At 72.9% G+C, this 17624-nt stretch carries 15 protein-coding genes, 1 tRNA gene and 1 pseudogene; 7 read left to right on the top strand and 10 right to left on the bottom strand.

Going from position 1 to position 17624, the window contains the following annotated elements; all coding sequences use genetic code 11:
• Positions 1–39: 39 nt before the first annotated feature.
• From ACFYOP_RS01460 to ACFYOP_RS01445, 4 genes are all read right to left on the bottom strand, one after another.
• The gene (locus tag ACFYOP_RS01460) at positions 40–1452 is read right to left on the bottom strand and encodes a Cys-Gln thioester bond-forming surface protein (protein WP_388450582.1); all 1413 of its coding nucleotides are present in this window, start codon (positions 1450–1452) and stop codon (positions 40–42) included.
• Positions 1453–1709: 257 nt separating this feature from the next.
• Positions 1710–2153, bottom strand: coding sequence for a single-stranded DNA-binding protein (locus ACFYOP_RS01455; RefSeq protein ID WP_356889702.1), 444 nt, complete (start codon positions 2151–2153; stop codon positions 1710–1712).
• A gap of 120 nt (positions 2154–2273) precedes the next feature.
• Positions 2274–4085 carry a GTPase gene (locus ACFYOP_RS01450; protein ID WP_356889700.1) on the bottom strand — a complete coding sequence of 604 codons (1812 nt, stop codon included), beginning with the start codon at positions 4083–4085 and terminating at the stop codon, positions 2274–2276.
• A 5-nt stretch (positions 4086–4090) separates the two neighbouring features.
• A complete protein-coding gene (locus ACFYOP_RS01445; RefSeq protein ID WP_356890231.1) occupies positions 4091–5704 on the bottom strand; it encodes a dynamin family protein in 1614 nt (537 codons plus the stop codon).
• Positions 5705–6019: 315 nt separating this feature from the next.
• Between ACFYOP_RS01445 and ACFYOP_RS01440 the strand changes: the two genes are divergently transcribed.
• The 6 genes and pseudogenes from ACFYOP_RS01440 (at position 6020) to ACFYOP_RS01415 (ending at position 8421) form a co-directional block, all read left to right on the top strand.
• Positions 6020–6092, top strand: a tRNA-Arg gene (locus tag ACFYOP_RS01440).
• Positions 6093–6235: 143 nt separating this feature from the next.
• On the top strand, positions 6236–6679 hold the full coding sequence (locus ACFYOP_RS01435) for a cytidine deaminase (RefSeq protein WP_356889698.1): 444 nt from the start codon (positions 6236–6238) through the stop codon (positions 6677–6679).
• Between the two features lie 25 nt (positions 6680–6704).
• Positions 6705–7271 carry an ankyrin repeat domain-containing protein gene (locus tag ACFYOP_RS01430; protein ID WP_356889696.1) on the top strand — a complete coding sequence of 189 codons (567 nt, stop codon included), beginning with the start codon at positions 6705–6707 and terminating at the stop codon, positions 7269–7271.
• Positions 7181–7389 (top strand): annotated as a pseudogene (locus tag ACFYOP_RS01425) (DNA polymerase III); the annotation flags it as partial. The gene ACFYOP_RS01430 and the pseudogene ACFYOP_RS01425, both read left to right, overlap by 91 nt.
• Entirely contained in the window at positions 7323–7619 is a 297-nt protein-coding gene (locus ACFYOP_RS01420; RefSeq protein WP_388450577.1) for a TerD family protein, read from the top strand. The pseudogene ACFYOP_RS01425 and the gene ACFYOP_RS01420, both read left to right, overlap by 67 nt.
• 151 nt (positions 7620–7770) lie before the next feature.
• The gene (locus ACFYOP_RS01415) at positions 7771–8421 is read left to right on the top strand and encodes a DUF4142 domain-containing protein (RefSeq protein ID WP_356889694.1); all 651 of its coding nucleotides are present in this window, start codon (positions 7771–7773) and stop codon (positions 8419–8421) included.
• Positions 8422–8760: 339 nt separating this feature from the next.
• Here the strand turns inward: ACFYOP_RS01415 and ACFYOP_RS01410 are convergent, their stop codons facing one another.
• Positions 8761–9261, bottom strand: coding sequence for a MarR family transcriptional regulator (locus tag ACFYOP_RS01410; protein ID WP_356890229.1), 501 nt, complete (start codon positions 9259–9261; stop codon positions 8761–8763).
• 144 nt (positions 9262–9405) lie between these two features.
• A complete protein-coding gene (locus ACFYOP_RS01405; protein ID WP_356890227.1) occupies positions 9406–10410 on the bottom strand; it encodes a PP2C family protein-serine/threonine phosphatase in 1005 nt (334 codons plus the stop codon).
• Between the two features lie 431 nt (positions 10411–10841).
• Here ACFYOP_RS01405 and ACFYOP_RS01400 point away from each other — a divergent pair, with 431 nt between their 5' ends.
• Positions 10842–11282, top strand: coding sequence for a nitroreductase family deazaflavin-dependent oxidoreductase (locus ACFYOP_RS01400; protein WP_356889692.1), 441 nt, complete (start codon positions 10842–10844; stop codon positions 11280–11282).
• Between the two features lie 26 nt (positions 11283–11308).
• Here ACFYOP_RS01400 and ACFYOP_RS01395 read toward each other — a convergent pair whose 3' ends face one another.
• From ACFYOP_RS01395 to ACFYOP_RS01380, 4 genes are all read right to left on the bottom strand, one after another.
• The gene (locus ACFYOP_RS01395) at positions 11309–11800 is read right to left on the bottom strand and encodes an anthrone oxygenase family protein (protein ID WP_356889690.1); all 492 of its coding nucleotides are present in this window, start codon (positions 11798–11800) and stop codon (positions 11309–11311) included.
• A gap of 125 nt (positions 11801–11925) precedes the next feature.
• Positions 11926–13545, bottom strand: coding sequence for a von Willebrand factor type A domain-containing protein (locus ACFYOP_RS01390; protein WP_356889688.1), 1620 nt, complete (start codon positions 13543–13545; stop codon positions 11926–11928).
• Positions 13546–13705: 160 nt separating this feature from the next.
• A complete protein-coding gene (locus ACFYOP_RS01385) occupies positions 13706–14593 on the bottom strand; it encodes an ABC transporter permease (RefSeq protein ID WP_356889686.1) in 888 nt (295 codons plus the stop codon).
• Positions 14590–17562, bottom strand: a complete 2973-nt coding sequence (locus ACFYOP_RS01380) for an alpha/beta fold hydrolase (RefSeq protein WP_356889684.1) — start codon at positions 17560–17562, stop codon at positions 14590–14592. The genes ACFYOP_RS01385 and ACFYOP_RS01380 overlap by 4 nt, the downstream gene beginning before the upstream one ends.
• Between the last annotated feature and the right edge of the window lie 62 nt (positions 17563–17624).

Raw genomic sequence — 17624 nt, 5'->3', positions numbered from 1 at the left:
CCTCTTCTCAGCCTGTTGTCACTGTGCGCGGCACAGCCGTCACGCGCCGGTCGTCGTCTTCTTCTTACGGAGGAAGAAGACCGCGCCGCCACCGGCCAGCATCATGGCGATCGCGATACCCGCGATCATCGGGGTGGCGCCGGAGCCGCCCGTCTCCGCGAGGTCGCCCTGCATGCCCCCGGAGGTGCCGCCCGCCGAGGCGGGGCTGGGCTCGGACGACGGAGTCTCGGTGCCCGGCTCCTGCGGCGCGCTCGACGTCTTGCAGTCCAGCACGCCCTTGAAGTTCTTCTCGAAGCCGCCCGGTCCGGTGATCGTGAAGTCGTACGCCTGGTCCTCGGCGACCGGGACCGTCACGGTCCGCGACTCCCCGGCCCCGATGGTGTGCTCGAAGCCGGCCAGCGAGAAGGTGAACGGGGCGTCGCCCTTGTTGCTCGCCGTGACGTCGACACCGCCCTTGGCGCAGTTCTTCTCGACGGAGACCGCCGGTATCGCGCCCTGCTTCGCCCAGGTCGCCGTGGCGGTCGCGGAGACCGTGGACTCGCTGGAGCCGGCGAGGATCTGCGTCTGGCTCTTGGTCGCGCTGGCGAAGGCGCGGCCCACCGGCACGGACATGCCCGCCTGGACGCTCAGGGCGGCCGTGCCGTCCGCGGCGTCCTCGGGGACGTCGAAGTACAGCTTGGCGCCGTCGGTGGCGGTGGTGACCGGCTTGCCGGCCTCATCCGTGATCTTGATGCCGCTGGCCACCGCGTCGGCGGGCGGCGTCACCGCGACCTCCCCGGCGTCGGTGCGGACCGTGACCGGGCCGAGCCGGCTGCCCGGCTTGCCGGAGACGGCGCTCGGCTCCAGGCTCAGCGACGCCTTGGGCTCGGCCAGGTTCTCGGCGGACTTCTCCAGCCAGTCGGCGAGCTGCTCGGCGGCCGGATCGGAGGCCGTCACGTCCGCCTTGTCGGAGAAGCGCCAGATGGCCACCTGCGTGCCGGCGGCCGCGGTCCTGTCCGTCAGCGTGCCGTCGAGCTCGGCGCTCTTGGCGAGCGCGGCGAGGTCGTTGACCTGAGGGAACGAGTTCTGCAGGATCCAGCGGATCTTGCCCGCGTTCGCGTTGTCGTTCAGCGACGTCTGTGCCCAGGGGGTCTCCAGGTACTTGGCCTGCTCCTGGGTCGGGTTGTGGATGTCGATGCAGTAGGTCTGCAGCTGACCGCCGCCGTCGACCGTCATTTCGAAGAGACCCGCGAGGATCTCCTGGTCCTTGCCATTGGTGTGCAGCACCGCCTGGTGGTACGTCTGCAGACCGTCGAGCGTGGCGACTGCGCCACCCTGGTGCTGGATGGCGTCGTCGGCGACGGCCGCCCCGGCGCCGGCTATGGAGCCGGCGGCCATCAGGCCTGACGCCACCGCCACTGCGGCAAGGCGTCGAACAGCGCGCCGCCTGCGTACGACAGACGCAGAGAACACAGCAAACACAGCAGAATTCCCCTCCGGGCGAGACCTTTCGCGTGCGACGCGTGGGGGAAGTGTCTCGCCAGCAGACTCAAGTGCCCCGTGAGTACCCGGGAATCCTATGGAGGGCGCGCAGCCCGATCCCCGATCATGCCGTCAGATAACCGTTCCGACTCAAAATCGTTATCCCGGCCGGTCAGTTCACCCCCGATCGCCGCTTTCACCCCGGCTCCGGCGTGCGGCGAAATCGCCCCGGTTTCCCCAACTCCCCATCACCGCACGGCTCCTGCCGGCTCCGGACGGACTCCGGCCTCACCGCCTTCCGCGGCCGGGCTCCCTTCCGCGGGGTCCGGCCGGCTTCTGGCCACCCGACGGAAAGCCGAGGTCCCGCGGGTCAGATCGTGTCCCACCGCCAGCGCGTCGATGTCGACGAACGTCCGCCGTCTGCCGTCCGCTTCCTCCTCGCGCACCTTCAGCCGGCCGTGCACGAGAAGCGGTTCCCCCACCGAAACGGAACCGGTGAGATTCTGCGCGAGCGACCGCCAGGCGAAGACCGTGTAGAAGCTCGTCGGCCCGTCCGTCCAGTTACCGCTCCGGCGGTCCCAGCGCCGCGACGGCACCGCGAAACGGAATCGCGCCATCCCTCCCGTGGCCGTTTCCCGGTACTCCACATTCGTGGCGACATTCCCCACCACCGTCACCATGGTGTCGTTCATGACAGTCACCTCCCCGTCCGGCTGTGTGCTCCCGGTCGCTGTCGACCGGTCTCCATGCTGGACCGGACGGCGGAATCCCGCCGACGCCTGTGGACGAGCCCGCCGTTGTGGAAAACCCCCTCACCCGATACGGGTACGCGTCCTTCCCGGCACCGCCCCGGGCCCCGGCTTCGCCGAGCCGGAGACCGCCGCGTACTGCTCCCGCACCTCCCGGTAGCGCATGAGCTCCGCCGCGACCGGATCGAGCACCTTGGCCCGCCCGCACCCGGCCGCGGCCTCGTGCAGGCGGCGCCGGGCGTCCTGCCCGTACCGCCGCGCGGGCCCCTTCGTCGCCGCCGCGCACGCCCACTCGACCAGCGGGCCGCCCACGATTCCCGCGAGCATCACCAGCACCGGCGGGATGAGACCCGGCTCCAGCACCCCGACGATCTGGCCCACCAGCCACAGGCCGCCGAAGATCTGCAGCAGCGTCATCGACGCCTGCGTGAGCACCGCGGCCGGCCACCACGCGGGCCGCAGCGGCCGCCCCCTGGTCTCCGCGGCCTCACGCGCCGCGAGCTCGTCCAGTGCCTCCGGGAGCCCTTGGGCCCCCCGCGCGGCCGCCTCCCGTACCGCCTGCGCCCATGGCGCGGGCAGACCGCGCGCCGCCTCGCCCGCGACGGTGCGGACCGCCTGCTCGACCCGCTGGCGGGCCGTCGGCTCTTCCTCCGTGGGCGCCGGGGGCTCCTCCGACGCGGCCCCCGGCATGCGCTTGGACTCGTACCAGCGCCACAGCCGCAGCCACGGAGTGCCGCACGCCCGTCCGGCGTTCCTGCGCCACTCGCGCTCCGCCGCCTCACCGGCCGCGGTCGCCCCGATCGCCTCCGCGAGACGCGCCGAGAAGTCCTCGCGGGCCCGCTCGTCCAGACCGGTCCGCCCGTCGGCGACGTACACGGACCGCAGTTTCGCCGCCGCCGCGTCGACGTCGGCGGACAGCCTGCGCGCCGCGGCGCTCCGCTCCTGCACGAACGCGCCGACCATCTCGCGCAGTTCGCCCACGCCCTCCCCGGTGAGCGCCGACACGGCCAGGACGGTGGCGCCCGGATCGCCGTGCTCCCCCAGCGCCATGCCGTCCTCGTCCAGGAGCCGCCGCAGGTCGTCCAGGACCTGGTCGGCTGCCTCGCCGGGCAGCCGGTCGATCTGGTTGAGCACGACGAACGTGATCTCGGCGTGTCCGGCGAGCGGCCGCAGATAGCGTTCATGCAGGGCCGCGTCGGCGTACTTCTCCGGGTCCACGACCCAGATCACCGCGTCGACCAGCGCGAGCACCCGGTCCACCTGCTCCCGGTGCCGTACGACGGCCGAGTCGTGGTCCGGCAGGTCGACCAGTACGAGACCGTGCAGCTGCTCGTCGCCGTCGCCGCCCGCCAGCGGCTTGCGCCGCAGCCGGCCGGGGATGGCGAGCCGGTCGAGCAGCCCCGCCGACCCCTCCGACCAGGTGCAGGCGATCGGCGCGGACGTGGTGGGCCTGCGCAGCCCGGTCTCGGCGATGCGGACCCCGGCGAGCGCGTTGAACAGCGTCGACTTGCCGCTCCCCGTCGCCCCGGCGATGGCCACGACGGTGTGGCGCGACGACAGCCGCTGCCGCGCGGCGGCCTCGTCGAGCACGCGCCCCGCCTCCGCGAGGGTCTTCCCGTCGAGCCTGGTCTGCGACAGGCCGAGCAGCTCGCGCAGGGCGTTGAGCCGGTCGCGCAGCGGTCCGCCGTACGTGCCGCCGATGGGCAGGTTGTCGTCGCCGGCCTGGACGCTCCCGTCGAGCCCCCGGTCGGCCCCGCCTTCCGCCGCCGCGCCCGCTCCGTCGCCCGTCTCCGGCGACTCACCGGCCCGGCGGGCGATCAGACCGTCGTCCCAGCGGCCACCGGTCTCGTTCTGGTCGTCCGTGATGGCGGTCACCCGCGTCACCTCTCCTTCTGCAGTAGGGACAGCGCGGCAATCAGCTCGGCCTGCGGTTCCGGGCTCACCTCGAGCCCGTCGAGGGGCGCGAGGCGGCGTTCGCGCTCGCCGTTCAGCACATCGTCGATGTACGTCGTCGCCAGCTCGCTGCCCTTGTCGCGCAGCCGCAGAGCGCTCTGGGCGCCGATCCGTTCGGCGAGCCGTTCACCCGCACTGCGCGCCCGCCGGCCGCCCAGGAGCGAGGCCGCGAGAAGTGCGGCCACCGTCTCCGGGTCGGGTGCGGCATTGCGCTCCATGCCCCGCACCTCTTCCTCCGCGAGTTCCTCCAGGACCCGCCGCCAGCGCCGTACGGCCATGCCGATCCGCTCCCCCACCTCCAGGTCGCGCCGGCGGCCCGGCGTGACGGCGGCGGCCGCGGGCTCACGCCGCCAGGCGTTCTCGACCTGCTCGTCGGCGGCGGCGACGGCGCACTGCAGCAGGGCGGACAGACTGGCGACGAGGGAGTCCAGCAGCTCGCCGGCCGAACTGTCGCGCGGATAGCCGCGCCAGCGCGTCCGCGCGTCACCGGCCAGCACCGCGCCGGCCCGCAGCTGCCTGCGCACCCGCTCGCGCTCCGCCTCGTACGCCTCCTCCACCGCGCCCGTGAGCCGTACGGCGGCCGCGTACTGGGCGGCGACGGCGCTCGCGAGCTCCGGCATCCGCACTTTGAGTGAGTCGATCACACCACCGGCCGTACGACCCATGGCCTGCTGACGTGCCGCCGGGTCCTGCGCCCGGTGCGCGAGCCAGGAGAACAGGCTTGCCACGGCCGTGTTCGGCAGCAGTCCGTGCGCGCCGCCTGCCGACTCCGGGAGCTCGGGGATCGTGAACCGCGGCACCTCGCCGAGCCCCGCCTTCGTCAGCAGCGCCGCGTACTGCCGCGACACCTCCTCGATCACCTGGTGCGGCACCCGGTCGAGCACGGTGACCAGCGTGGCGTTGTACTCCTTGGCCGTACGCAGCAGGTGCCACGGCACGGCGTCGGCGTAGCGGGAGGCCGTCGTCACCATCACCCACACGTCGGCGGCGCAGATCAACTCCCCCGCCAGCAGCCGGTTCTCGACGACGAGGGAGTCGATGTCCGGCGCGTCGAGCAGCGCGAGCCCGCGCGGCAGGGAGGACGCCGTCTCGATCCGCAGCGCCTTCTCGTCGGCCGCGCCCCCGCCGCCCGTCCTGCGCGTCAGGTGTTCCTCCTCCGCCTCCTCCTGGGGCGGCAGCCAGATCCGGGTCAGCCGGGGCAGTACCCGCATCCCCGCGAACCAGTGGTGGTCGTCGGGATGGCACACCAGCACCGGCGTACGGGTGGTGGGCCGCAGCACCCCGGCCTCACTGACCCGTCGCCCCACAAGGGAGTTGACGAGCGTGGACTTCCCGGCACCCGTGGACCCGCCGATGACGGCGAGCAGGGGGGCTTCGGGCTCTTTGAGGCGGGGCACCAAATAGTCGTCGAGCTGCGCGAGCAGTTCGGCCCGTGTCTGCCGCGCTCTTGACGCCCCCGCGAGGGGGAGCGGCAGACGCACGGCGGCGACACGGTCGCGCAGGGCGGAAAGTGCGTCGATGAGCTGAGGCCGTGCATCCAAGGTCACCACAAGCGAAGAATGCCCAATTTTGGAGGCTTTTTGAAGCGTATGGGGATCTCTGCGCGCCGATCTTGCATACGGGACACACGGGACGAGTGGGACGCAGGCATAACGAGTGCACAACACCCGCGACGTGAGACGTCAAAAGCGATGCACGAATCGCGCCTGCCTGCGATTATCGGTTCGCTTCACTGAACCTCCACATCGTGCCACGCAGGTGAAGCAACCGGGCCAAGGGGATCGGAGCCCTATCCTTGTGCCCGGCAAGGTCACGGACCACCCGAGTGGGGCTCCAGGCCACCGGCCGCCACACCGGCCCCCGTAGCTCAGTGGATAGAGCAGGCGCCTTCTAAGCGCTTGGCCGCAGGTTCGAGTCCTGCCGGGGGCGCATACCGCGCACCACCGTCAGGCCCTCCTACCCGGAGGGCCTTTTCGCTGGTCAGCGGCACATTAGCGGGTGGCGCGTAGAGAACGCGTAAGCACCGGACCGGCCTGGCGCCGCGCGCCGGCCGCTGTGCCAGACTCCCGCGCATGGGACTCGACCAGGAACTCGTGGACGCAGCCATGACCCTGCTGAACCGACGCTGGCCCGCGGAGGAACCCGGCGGAGCAGCGGCCGTACGCCTCGCCGACGGAGGAATTCTCAGCAGCATCGGCCTGGACAACATGAATGGTTCCGTCACGCTCTGCCACGAGACCGGGGCCTTCATCCAGGCGTACACCCAGGACCGGGCCGTCACGGCATCCGTCTGCGTCTGCCGGGACCTGGATCACGACAGGGTCCTGATCCTGCCACCCTGCGGCATCTGCCAGGAGCGGCTCGCGCTCTGGGGGCCGGCCGTCGAGGTCGCCGTCCCGAGGGAGGACGACCCGACCCGCTGGGAGCCGCGCACCCTCGCGGAGGTCAATCCCCATTACTGGGGCAGGCAGTTCGCCGACGGCACATGGCCCACGACCGCGCAGCACAGCGAATGACGTACGCGACGGGAGCCCTGTCGCCATGCTGAACCTCGACGCGCAGGACCCGCTCGCCGTCGCCGTGACTCACGCCGTCCGGACCGGCGATCTCGACACCCTCAGGCGGCTGCTCGACGAGAATCCGGGGCTGGCGCGGGCCCGGATCACCGAGTCTCGCGAGGGGTGCGGGCCGGGCGGGCGGAGCCTGTTGCACGTCGTGGCCGACTGGCCCGGGCACGTGCCCGGCGGGCCGCGGACGGTCGCGGTGCTGGTGGCCGCCGGGGCGGACCCCGACGCGCGGTTCAGCGGCGTGCACGCCGAGACGCCGCTGCACTGGGCCGCCAGCAGCAACGACGTCGCGCTCGTGGACGCCCTCGTCGGAGCCGGGGCCGGCATCGAGGCGGCCGGGGCCGTCATCGGGGGCGGCACGCCGCTCGCCGACGCCTGCGGCTTCGGGCAGTGGGACGCCGCGCACCGGCCCGTCGGACTCGGGGCGCGCACGACGCTCGGGGAGGCCGCGACGCGCTGGACGACACGCGGGTACTGGCGGGCGTACTGCGCGGCTCCCTCCAGGAGGCCGCCCGGCTGGACCTGCCGCTGCCGTTCGTGACCTGCCCGCCCCGGCAGAACGCCCAGTTCACGCCGAGCCCCCGAAGACACCGTGCGGCTACCGCAACCCCGGGCGGATGGCGGCCGGCGGCCCGCTGGTGCAGGGCATGAAGATCGCGCCGAGTTGTACCGCCGGGGCTCCCGGTGGCGCTTCCGTGCCGTCGGGCAGGGCTACGACCACGGGCTCGCGGCGCTGGCACGCGGTTACGGGGGTCGATGTCGCGGACTGATCCCGCTCCATGGCACGACTCGGCCAGGGCCCCCGTACAACCGGGCGCGGGGCCCTGCGCGTTGTCCGGCCCGGGCACGTACAGCGGTGCCTGGCACCTCCGTTGCGAGGGCGCGTTGAACAGTCCGGCTCCCACGCCCGTACTGACCCCTGTGTGCCGTGCCAGCCGCCACAGCAGCTCCCCGAGTGCCGTACAGCAACTGATTTCTCAATGCCGAGCCGGGAGGCATCCATGCATTCGAACCGACGCGCAGCACGTTCCGGGATCTCCATGCGGATCGTCGCAGTCGTCACGGCCGCCACGGCCGCGATCGCCCTTGTGGTCGTTCTGCTCCAGACGGGCAGCGGAGAGGCCACCGCCGGGACCACGGCGGCGAACGGGTCCGCGCAACACGGGGCCGGTCACGCGGGCGCCGCGACGGCCGCGGAGGTTCAGGGACCGCAGAAGGTCACCGAGATCGACCGGACGTTTCTCGTGAAGGTGCGCCAGGCCGGGCTGTGGGAGATCCCCGCCGGCCGGCTCGCTCAGACACACGCCTCGAGCGAGGCCGTGAAGCGTGCCGGACTGCACCTGATCGACGGTCACAGCAAGCTCGACCAACTGGTGCGCGAGGACGCCAAGATCCTGGGCGTCGAACTTCCCAACGAGGCCACCGAGGAGCAGCAGGGCTTCGTCCGGCAGATGGAGAACGCCCAGGGCGCGGAGTTCGACAGGATCTTCGCGAACCTGCTGCGCTCGTCGCACGGCAAGATCTTCGCGACGATCGGCGAGGTCAGGGCCGCCACCCAGAACGACCTGATCCGCCGTCACGCCCGTCAGGCGAACCAGACCGTGCTGGACCACCTCGAGGTCCTCGAGGACACGGGGCTCGTCGACGAGGCGACGTTCACCGAGGTCGAGGCCGCGGTGACGCCCAAGTAGTCCGCGCCCGCCGCACCGCACGGGCCATGCCGCACCGTGCCGGACCGCCGCGGACCGCCGCGGACCGACCGACCGGCCGACTCGACACGGATCGGTCGGACCGGCACGGATCGGCACGGGCCGGACCGGATCGACGCGGGCCGGGAACACACGGCCCGGCAGTGGGGCACAAAATCCCTTGCACTGTGCAATGCTTCCCGTGGTGGAGGACCCGGCTCCCCGCCGGCCTCTGTCCGGGAGCGGCACTGGCACGGTGACGCAGCTCGACCACCACATGCCGGCGATGTCGACCGGGTCCTCCCCGTCCTGCCTCGCCCCGCCGCACCAGGGCGGGCGGCTTCAGCGCGTGGAGCCCGGACCCCGGTCCGACCAGCCGAGCGGGTACAGCCCGCCGTCCTCGTCAGGGACCGCCGGTTCGCCGCCGGCTTCAGTGAAGGCCGCCAGGGCGTCGACGAGTGCGGCCCGCTGGGCCGGACCGAGCCGTTCGACGATGTCCGCGATTTCCTTGCGGCGCTGGGCGGTGACATCCTCGACGATGCGCCGGCCCTCCTCCGTGAGCCTCAGCACCGTCTCCCGCCGGTTCTCCGGGTTGACCTGCCGGTCCGCGAGGCCCGCGGCGATCAGCCGGTCCACCATCCGCATGGCGGTCGACGGGTTCACCCCGAGCCGGTCGGCGAGAGCGACGAGCTTCGCCGGCCCCTCCAGCGAGAGCACGACGAGCAGCCGGAACTGCGGCAGCGTGACCTTGTCCTCGACCGCCGCGAGCGAGCGTGCGGAGAGGGCGACGAGCAGTCGGGACGCGGTCAGCACCGCGCGGGTCACGGCGTCGACGTCGTCCATCCCTCGTGCGGAGTACGAGGAGTTCGCTGGTTCGGTCATTTCTTCTTTGTACCGTGCGCCGGCCGCACATCGTGCGCCGGCCTCGCGGCAGCGCCCCGCCCGTCGCGTGCCCGTCGCCGGCCGTGCCGCGGGCCTTCGTCCGTCTTACGCCCGGCGGTGGCGGATCAGCAGCATCGCGGCGTCGTCGTGCGGTGGCGCCTGCGCGTACTCCTCCAGGTCCGCGCGCAGCGCCCCGAGAGCCGCTTCCGGGTCGTGGGTCTTGAGCAGGTGGCCGCGTTCACCGAGGGGATAGAAGCGGCCGGCCGGGTCGCGGGTCTCCGTGACGCCGTCCGTGTAGAGGAACATCTGGTCCCCCGGTGCGAAGTCCGTCACGAACGGCTCCGGGCCGCTGGTGCCGTGGATGCCCAGCCCGAGCGGCAGGGCGCGCCGGGGCGGCTCCGCGAAGGTGACCGTGGCGTCGGCGCGCACCACCATCGGTGCCGGGTGCCCGTAGTTGAGCAGAATGACCTCTCGGTCCGCCGCCAGTTCCGCCAGGACCGCTGTGACGAACTTCTCCCCGCCCTGGAGCTCGCGTTCGAGTGCTCTCTCCAGCCGCTCGCCGACGCCCGCGAGCTCGTCCTCCTCGTGGGCGGCCTCGCGGAACGCCCCGAGGACGACGGCCGCCGTCTCGACCGCTTCGAGGCCCTTCCCCTGGACGTCGCCGACGATGACCCGTACACCGCCGGGCGAGATGACCACCTCGTACAGGTCGCCGCCGATCCGGGCCTCCGCGAGCGCCGAAGTGTACGAGACGGCCACCCGCAGATGGCCGGCCGTGCGGGGCACGGGCCGCAGCAGTACGCGCTGCGCGACCTCCGCGATGGAGCGCATGCTGGCGAGCTCGGCCTCCCGCCGCTGCCGCATCACGGCCGCCGCGATGCCCGCGCCGGTCACGCCGGCGACGGAGGCCATGGCGGAGTACCAGCGGCGGTCGCCGAGCACGTCGTCGTAGATCCCGAGGCCGATGCAGGACACCAGGGACAGGACGCCGATCAGGGCCGTGCGCCGCCAGCCGCCGACCAGTCCGGCGAAGGCGGGGCCGAGGGAGACGAGCGCCAGGTATCCGACGCCCGGTCCGGCCGTCACGTCGACCACGACCACGATGCCCATCACCAGGAAGGGCAGGGCGGACAGCAGTCCGAACCGTGACTGCTTCTCGTCGGCCACATCGGACTCCGGCGGTTGATCGGGCCGGCATCGGGCCGGCAGGGGCGGGAACGGGGCCCCGCCTGCGGCGCTGCCGCACACTCGGCCGGGCGAGCGGTCGGACGGTCGGGCGAGGGCCGGTGGGCGGCGACGGTCAGCCTCCCCGTCGGCCTGGCCACCACTTTTAGACTATGCAAAGGTTGCACAGTCGAATCGTCCTGTTCCGCCCCCGTTACCGAATCGAAGCCGCTCTCGGCGAACTCGTCGCAGGATTTCTCCGCTCGCTCCCGCCCCCGGCCGACGCCCCCTCACCACCGCACACGAGAGGCAGGTCCGTGACCCGTCCGCACTCGGCGCCGCAGCGCCCCCCGCTCCCCCGCGGCTGGAAGCGCTCCGTGGCCCGCCTTCCGGTCCATCTGTACCGAATCGGTCTCGGGCCCCTGTTCGGCCGGCGTCTGCTTCTGCTGATCCACACCGGCCGTATGTCCGGTCTGACCCGCAAGACGGTCATCGAGGTCGTGGAGCACGACCGCGTGGGCGGCTCGTGGACGGTCGCCTCGGGCTTCGGACCCGAGGCGCAGTGGTACCGCAATCTGCTGCACACGCCGCAGGCCACCATCCAGGTCGGCCGCCGCTACTACCCCGTGACCGCGCAGCCGGTCACCGCGGAGGAGGGCGGCCGGCTCATGGCCCGCTACGCGCCCCGCCACCCCTTCGCCGCCCGGCAGCTCTGCCGGTTCATGGGATACGACGTCGACGGCAGCGAGGCGGACTACCGGCGGGCGGGCGAGTCCATCCCGTTCCTGCGCCTGGAGGCGGCGCCGGGCAGCTACTGAGGCGGCCCGGTCGCCCGTCGTCGCCCTCACACGGTCGCGGCACACACCAGAAGCACGAAGGCGGCGAGGGCGAGCACGGTACGGACCAGGTGGAAGGCGTTCCACCGGGACTCGAAGGCCGCCCGCGCCTCGCGGTCGGACACGGACGGCGCGGAGGTCCCGGGGGCCGCGGTGCCCTCCGACGCCGCCAGGGCGTTGTTCAGCGGGACGTTGCCGGCGACGGTGACGAGATGGCCGGCGACCGCACACACGAGCGCGGCGACGACCAGCCACCGCTCGGTCGCCGTACGGTCGTCGACCGGGACGAAGAGGGCGGCGGCCGGAAAGCCGACGCTGCCGAGGAAGACCAGCAGGAACGTGGCGCGCGGCACCTTCTCGTTGATGCGCCGCATCGCGGCCGTGAACTGCTCGTCGGACAGGCGCGCGAGCGCCGGCATGATGCCGGTCAGAAAGATCAGGTAGAAACCCGCGTACAGACCTGTGGTGACGACGGCGAGCATGAACAGCAGGGTGGCCATGCCGTTCATGATGACGTGACGGGAATCCTGACGCGTCGTCTTTTCGTACGCGGAGACGGCGCGGGGCGGTACCGGACCGGCTCGCATCGACCCCGTACCGCCCCCGTACCGCCCGTCCGCGGTGCTCAGTCGCGCGAGCGCCGCTGCGCCTGGCCGATCGCGTCCGCCAGTTCGCGGACCGCGCTGTCCTCCGTCGTCGCGGCCAGCGCCCGTGCCCGCTCCTCCAGCGCCGCCAGTCCCGGCGCGCCCGGCATCGAGCCGCCGCGCAGCGACTCTGCGAAGTACGCGGCGACCGCTGTGATCTGAAGCCGCTTCGACGGCGCGTCCCACAGGGCGCCGTCGACGGCGTCGGTCTCGACCGAGCCGCTCGCCTCGTGCGGCGCCCGTGTCCTCGGGTCGAGCCAGCGCACGGTCGCGGTCGCGACATGACCGCTCGCGCCGTCCCGCAGCCGTACGGCGTAGAGCGCGGTGACGGCGTGGCCGGGGCCCACCTCGCCGCCGTCCACCCGGTCGTCACGGAAGTCCTCGTCGGCGACCTCTCGGTTCTCGTAGCCGATGAGCCGGAACTGCTCGACGGTCTGCGGGTCGAACGCGACCTGGGCCTTGGCGTCCCGCGCCCGCAGTTCCAGGTGACGGGGGAGCTGCTCGACGAAGACCTTGCGGGCCTCGGCCTCGGTGGACACGTAGGTGGTGTGGCCGTCGCCCTTGTCGGCGAGGCGTTCCATCAGGTCGTCGCCGAAGGAGCTGCCGACTCCGACGCCGAACAGGGTGATGCCGTGGTCCCGGCGGGCGTCCTCGATCCGTTCGAGGATGGCTTCGGCCTCCGTCTCGCCGGTGTTGGCGAGGGCGTCCGACAGGAGCACCACGCGGTTGGTGGCGCCCTTCCTGCGGCCTTCCACCGCCTCTTCGTAGCCGGTGGTGACGCCCGCCTCCACATTGGTGGAGTCGGAGGGCTCCAGCTCGTCGATGATGGAGTGGATGCGGTCGCGGTTGCCGTCGACGCGGGTCATCGGCAGCCTGGTCTCCGCCTCGCCGCTGAAGGTGACGACGGCGATCGAGTCGTTGCCGCGCAGCTGCTCGGTGAGGGTGCCGAGGGACTTCTTCACGAGGTCGAGCCGGCCGGGCTCCGCCATGGAGCCGGAGATGTCGATCACGAACGTGAGGGCGGCGGGAGGCCGTTCGGCCTCGCGGTCGGTGGGCCTGGTGGAGAGCCCGACCCTGACGAGGGACCAGTTGCCGTCCTCGTACCCCTCCGTGCCGCCCCCGGAGGCCTTGATCTCGCCGTCGGCGCCCCCGTTCGGGCGTGCTCCGTCGACGGTCACCGAGAAGCCGTCGCCCTTGGGGCGCGGGTAGTCCTGCCGGAAGCTGTTGACGAACTCCTCCGGGCGGACCTGCCGCGGCGCCGGTGCACCGCCCTCTTTGAGGAGGCGGCGCGTGTAGTCGTAGGAGGCGGTGTCCACGTCGAGGGCGAAGGTGGACAGATAGTCGGCGGGCGGCGCGAAGTCCCGTTGCGCCTCCCCGCTCCGGTCGCCCTCCTGGCTCGGTGCGCCCTTGCCGCCGTCCGGCACGACGGGCGCGGGCGCGCCGTCGGGCCGCCCTCCGTCGTAGCGCGAGTCGGTGGCCCGGCGCTCCGAACCGCTCCCGCAGCCCGCGGTCAGGAGTACTCCGCCGGCCAGGGCCGCCGCCACGACCGCCCTGCCCATCCTTGAACCGGCGCCTGCACCCGCACCTGTACGGAACGTCATCCGGTCTCCCCCCTCGGGTCGTCGGCATGTGTGCATGTGACGTCCCAGTCGGCGGGAAGGAGCCGTCCGTGGAGTTGCGGAAGGGTCTCGATGCGGCAACAGGACCGCTCGTCGACCGTTATGACCCACGATGTCCGGCAGCGAGACTGTCGGCGCTGCCCTACGACACGATGTCCTTGCGGGCGAAGTTGCGGAACGCGAGCGCGAACAGCACCAACGCGTAGGAGACGGAGACCGCCGCCCCCTTGAGCATGCCGCTCCACTCCAACTGCGGCTGCAGCGCGTCGATCCAGGCGAACTGCCAGTGCGCCGGCAGCACCTCGCGCCAGTCGCCCAGTGCCGTCACCGCGTCGAGCACATTGCCGATGATGGTCAGGCCGACGGCCCCGCCGACCGCGCCCAGCGGGGCGTCGGTCTTGGTGGACAGCCAGAAGGCCAGTCCCGCGGTGACCAGTTGGGAGACGAAGACGAAGGCCACGACGAGACCGATACGGGCCAGGGTGTCACCCGCCGCCAGCGAACCGCCGGCCGGCAGCTTCAGCGGCCCCCAGCCGTAGGCGATGGTTCCCGAGACCAGCCCGACCAGCGGCAGCAGCAGCATCGCCGCCGCGCTGAAGCCGAGCGCCACGGCGAGCTTCGACCACAGCAGCCTGGTGCGCGGCACGGGCGCGGCCAGCAGATAGCGCAGCGAGGACCAGTTGGCCTCCGAGGCGACCGTGTCGCCGTGGAAGAGGGCCACCGGCACCACCAGGAGGAAGCCGGCGGACACGAACAGGCAGGTGGCGGCGAAGTTCGCGCCAGAGGCGGTGGCGGTGTCCATCAGGTTGATCCGGCCGCCTTCGCGGCCGCCCGGGGAGCCGCCGATCGCGAAGGCCACGATCAGGATGAGCGGCAGCGCGCCCAGCATCCCGGCCATCACCAGTGTCCGGCGGCGTTTCAACTGCCGTACCGCCTCGACCCGGAGCGGCAGGGTGTGCCGGGCCCGGTAGCCGGGGGCGGACTCGACGAGCACGGCGGTCGACGTGCCGGTCTCCACGGGCGCGCTCATGCGGAGCCTCCGATCAGGGTGAGGAACGCGTCCTCCAGGCGGCGGTGCGGGCCGACGCCCGTCAGGGGCACGTCCAGCCGCACCAGTTCGGCGATGAGGGCTGTGGCGGTGGCTCCGTCGAGCCGTACGAGCAGTCCGTCGTCCGTACGCGCCGCCGAGCCGATCCCGGGCACCGCCGCGAGCTTCTCGACGACCGCTTCCGGCACCTCGCCGTCGGTGGTGACGAGCAGGGTGTCGCTCCCGCCGGTGATCTCGGCGACCGGCCCGGCCTGCACGAGCCGGCCCTGGTCCATGACCACCAGGTGGGTGCAGGACTGTTCGACCTCCGAGAGGAGGTGGCTGGAGACGATGACGGTCCGGCCGCCGGCGGCGTAACGGATCATCACGTCCCTCATCTCGCGGATCTGCGGGGGGTCGAGCCCGTTGGTCGGCTCGTCGAGGATCAGCAGGTCCGGCATGCCGAGCATGGCCTGCGCGATGGCGAGCCGCTGCCGCATGCCCTGCGAGTACGTGCGCACGGCGCGGGCCAGCGCGTCCCCGAGGCCCGCGATCTCCAGGGCCTCCTCGATGTGCGCGTCGGCCGCGGGGCGGCCGGTGGCCCGCCAGTACAGCTCCAGGTTGTCGCGCCCCGAGAGGTGCGGCAGGAATCCCGCGCCCTCGACGAACGCGCCGACCCGCGAGAGCACCGGCGCGCCGGGCCTGATCGCGTGGCCGAAGACCCGGATCTCGCCCTCGTCGGGCCGGATCAGGCCCATCAGCATCCGCAGCGTGGTCGTCTTGCCGGCGCCGTTGGGACCGAGGAGGCCGAGCACCTGGCCCTTCTCGACGCGGAAGGACAGGTCCCGCACCGCGTACCGGTCGGCGGACCTGGCGTACCGCTTGGTCAGCCCGGTGATCTCCAGCGGCACGTCGGCGCGCTCCGGATCGGGGGCGGGCGCCACGGTGCGGCGGTGAGCGGTCAGCAGCAGCGCCGCGGCCACCAGCACGCCCGCGGCGGGCAGCCCCCAGACCCACCACGGCAGACCGGCCGCCTGGGTCCGCACGTCGGGCGCGGTGGGCACGGAGAGCGGACCCGCGAGGGAGACGGTGTAGGTGGCGGGGGCGGCGGGAGAGGCGTAGCCGAGGTCGGTCGCCGAGAGCACGAGACGCAGCCGGTGCCCGGCGTCGACCTCGTGGTCCACGGCCGGCAGGGTCAGTTCGACCTCCTTGCCGCTCTTGGCGTCCTCGACGAGGACCGGGGCGACGAGCTGGGCGGGCAGCACCTGCTGCCGCCCGTCGGGGCCGACGTCGTAGACCTTGCCGAACAGGACGGCGTCACCGCTGTCGGAGGCCACCTTCACCCTGACCGTGGGCGAGCCGGTGATCCGGGTGGAGGCGCCGAGCGGCTCGGACTCGAAGCTCGCGAACTGGCCGGGAAAGTCGAGGGACAGACCGACGCCGAGCGAGGAGAGGGTCCCCGCGCCGCCGCTGAGACCGGGGACCGCCGAGATGGCGGGTGGGGTGCCGCCGGCCGGGTTGGAGAAGCGCTGCTCGCGGCCGGCGAGCGTGAACTCGCGGGCGCCGGCGGTCAGACCGGGGTAGGCGGGACCGGTCGCGCCGCGCAGCAGCGCCTGGCCGTCGGTGGAGTCGACACCTCCGGTACGGCTGACGCGGAAGGCGGGGCCGGTGCCGGCGCTCTCGTCCTGCTTCAGATACCGGTCGAACCAGTCGCCGATACGGGCCTCGACCCGGGCGGTCTCGCGGTCGCCGCCGTCGTGGCCGCCGGCGATCCAGTCGACGGCGACGGGTGCGCCGTTGGCGCTGATCGTCCGCGCCATGGCGTCGGCGTGGGTGAGGGGGAAGAGCGAGTCGGACTGGCCCTGCACGACGAGCGCGGGCACCTTGATCCGGTCGCCGACGGCGGAGGGGCTGCGGCTCTCGAGGAGTTTCCGTGCCTCGGCGTCGGGCTCGCCGGCGACGGCGACACGCTCGTACATGGCGCACAGCACGGGCTGGAACCGCCCGCATCCCTCGGGGTTCACGGGCGCGGCGGTGCGGCCGGAGGCCGCGGTGGTCCGTGTGCCGCTGCCGGCGGCGGCCGGCGCGTCCGAGGCGCCCGGGTCCGCGCCGTCCTCGACGCCGCCCGAGCCCGGCGCGGGAGCGCCGGATGCGGCGACGGAGGCACCGGTCCAGGCACCGGAACCGGCCGGGGCGGGCGCGTCCGCGCGATCCTCACCGGCCGCGCGGTCCTGGCCGGCCGCGCGATCCTGGCCGGCCGCGCGATCCTGGCCGGCCGGGGCTTCGCCCGCGGGCGGTTCGGCCGGCTCGCCGGGGTCGGCGGGCGGGCGGCCTCCCGGGGCGGTGCCGCCCATCGAGGCCGTCGAGCCGGTCGAGAAGAAGATGCCGGCCCAGAGCTTCTTGAAGACGCCGTCGGGGAAGAGCGCGTCGGCGAGGTTCCAGTAGGTGATCTGGGGCGCGATCGCGTCGACCCGCCGGTCGTACGCCGCCCCCAGCAGCGAGATCGCGCCACCGTAGGACGAGCCGCTCATGCCGACCCGCGGGTCGCCGTCCGCGTCGAGCTGCACCTCGGGGCGCTTCGCCAGCCAGTCGATGAGCCGGGAGACGTCCCTGACCTCGTGGTCGGGATCGTTCAGCCCGATCTGCCCGGTGGACCGGCCGAAACCGCGGGCCGACCAGGTGAGCACGGCGTACCCGTCGCGGGCCAGCTGCTCGGCCTGCGCGCGGACGTCGTCCTTGCTGCCGCCGAAGCCGTGGCCGAGCAGCACGGCGGGCCGGCGGCCGTCGCCGCCGCCGGTGAAGTAGGAGGTGTCGATCTTCGCCCCGGGCATGTCGTGCACCCGGTCCTCGCGGTGCACGGCGGGCGCGGTGTCGTCGGCGACGGCGGTCCACGTGCCGGCGCCGGCGAGGACGGCGAGGGCGGCGGCGCCCGCGAGCCAGCGGCCCCGCGGCCGGGGAAGTCGGATCTGCATGAGGGAAACCCTATGCGCCCGGCCGCCGGACGACGGCTGCCGCCAGGCGGAGCCGGTACGCC

Source organism: Streptomyces sp. NPDC006294, assembly GCF_042870895.1.
Taxonomy (GTDB): domain Bacteria; phylum Actinomycetota; class Actinomycetes; order Streptomycetales; family Streptomycetaceae; genus Streptomyces.
This window is presented reverse-complemented; position numbering and strand designations above follow the sequence as displayed.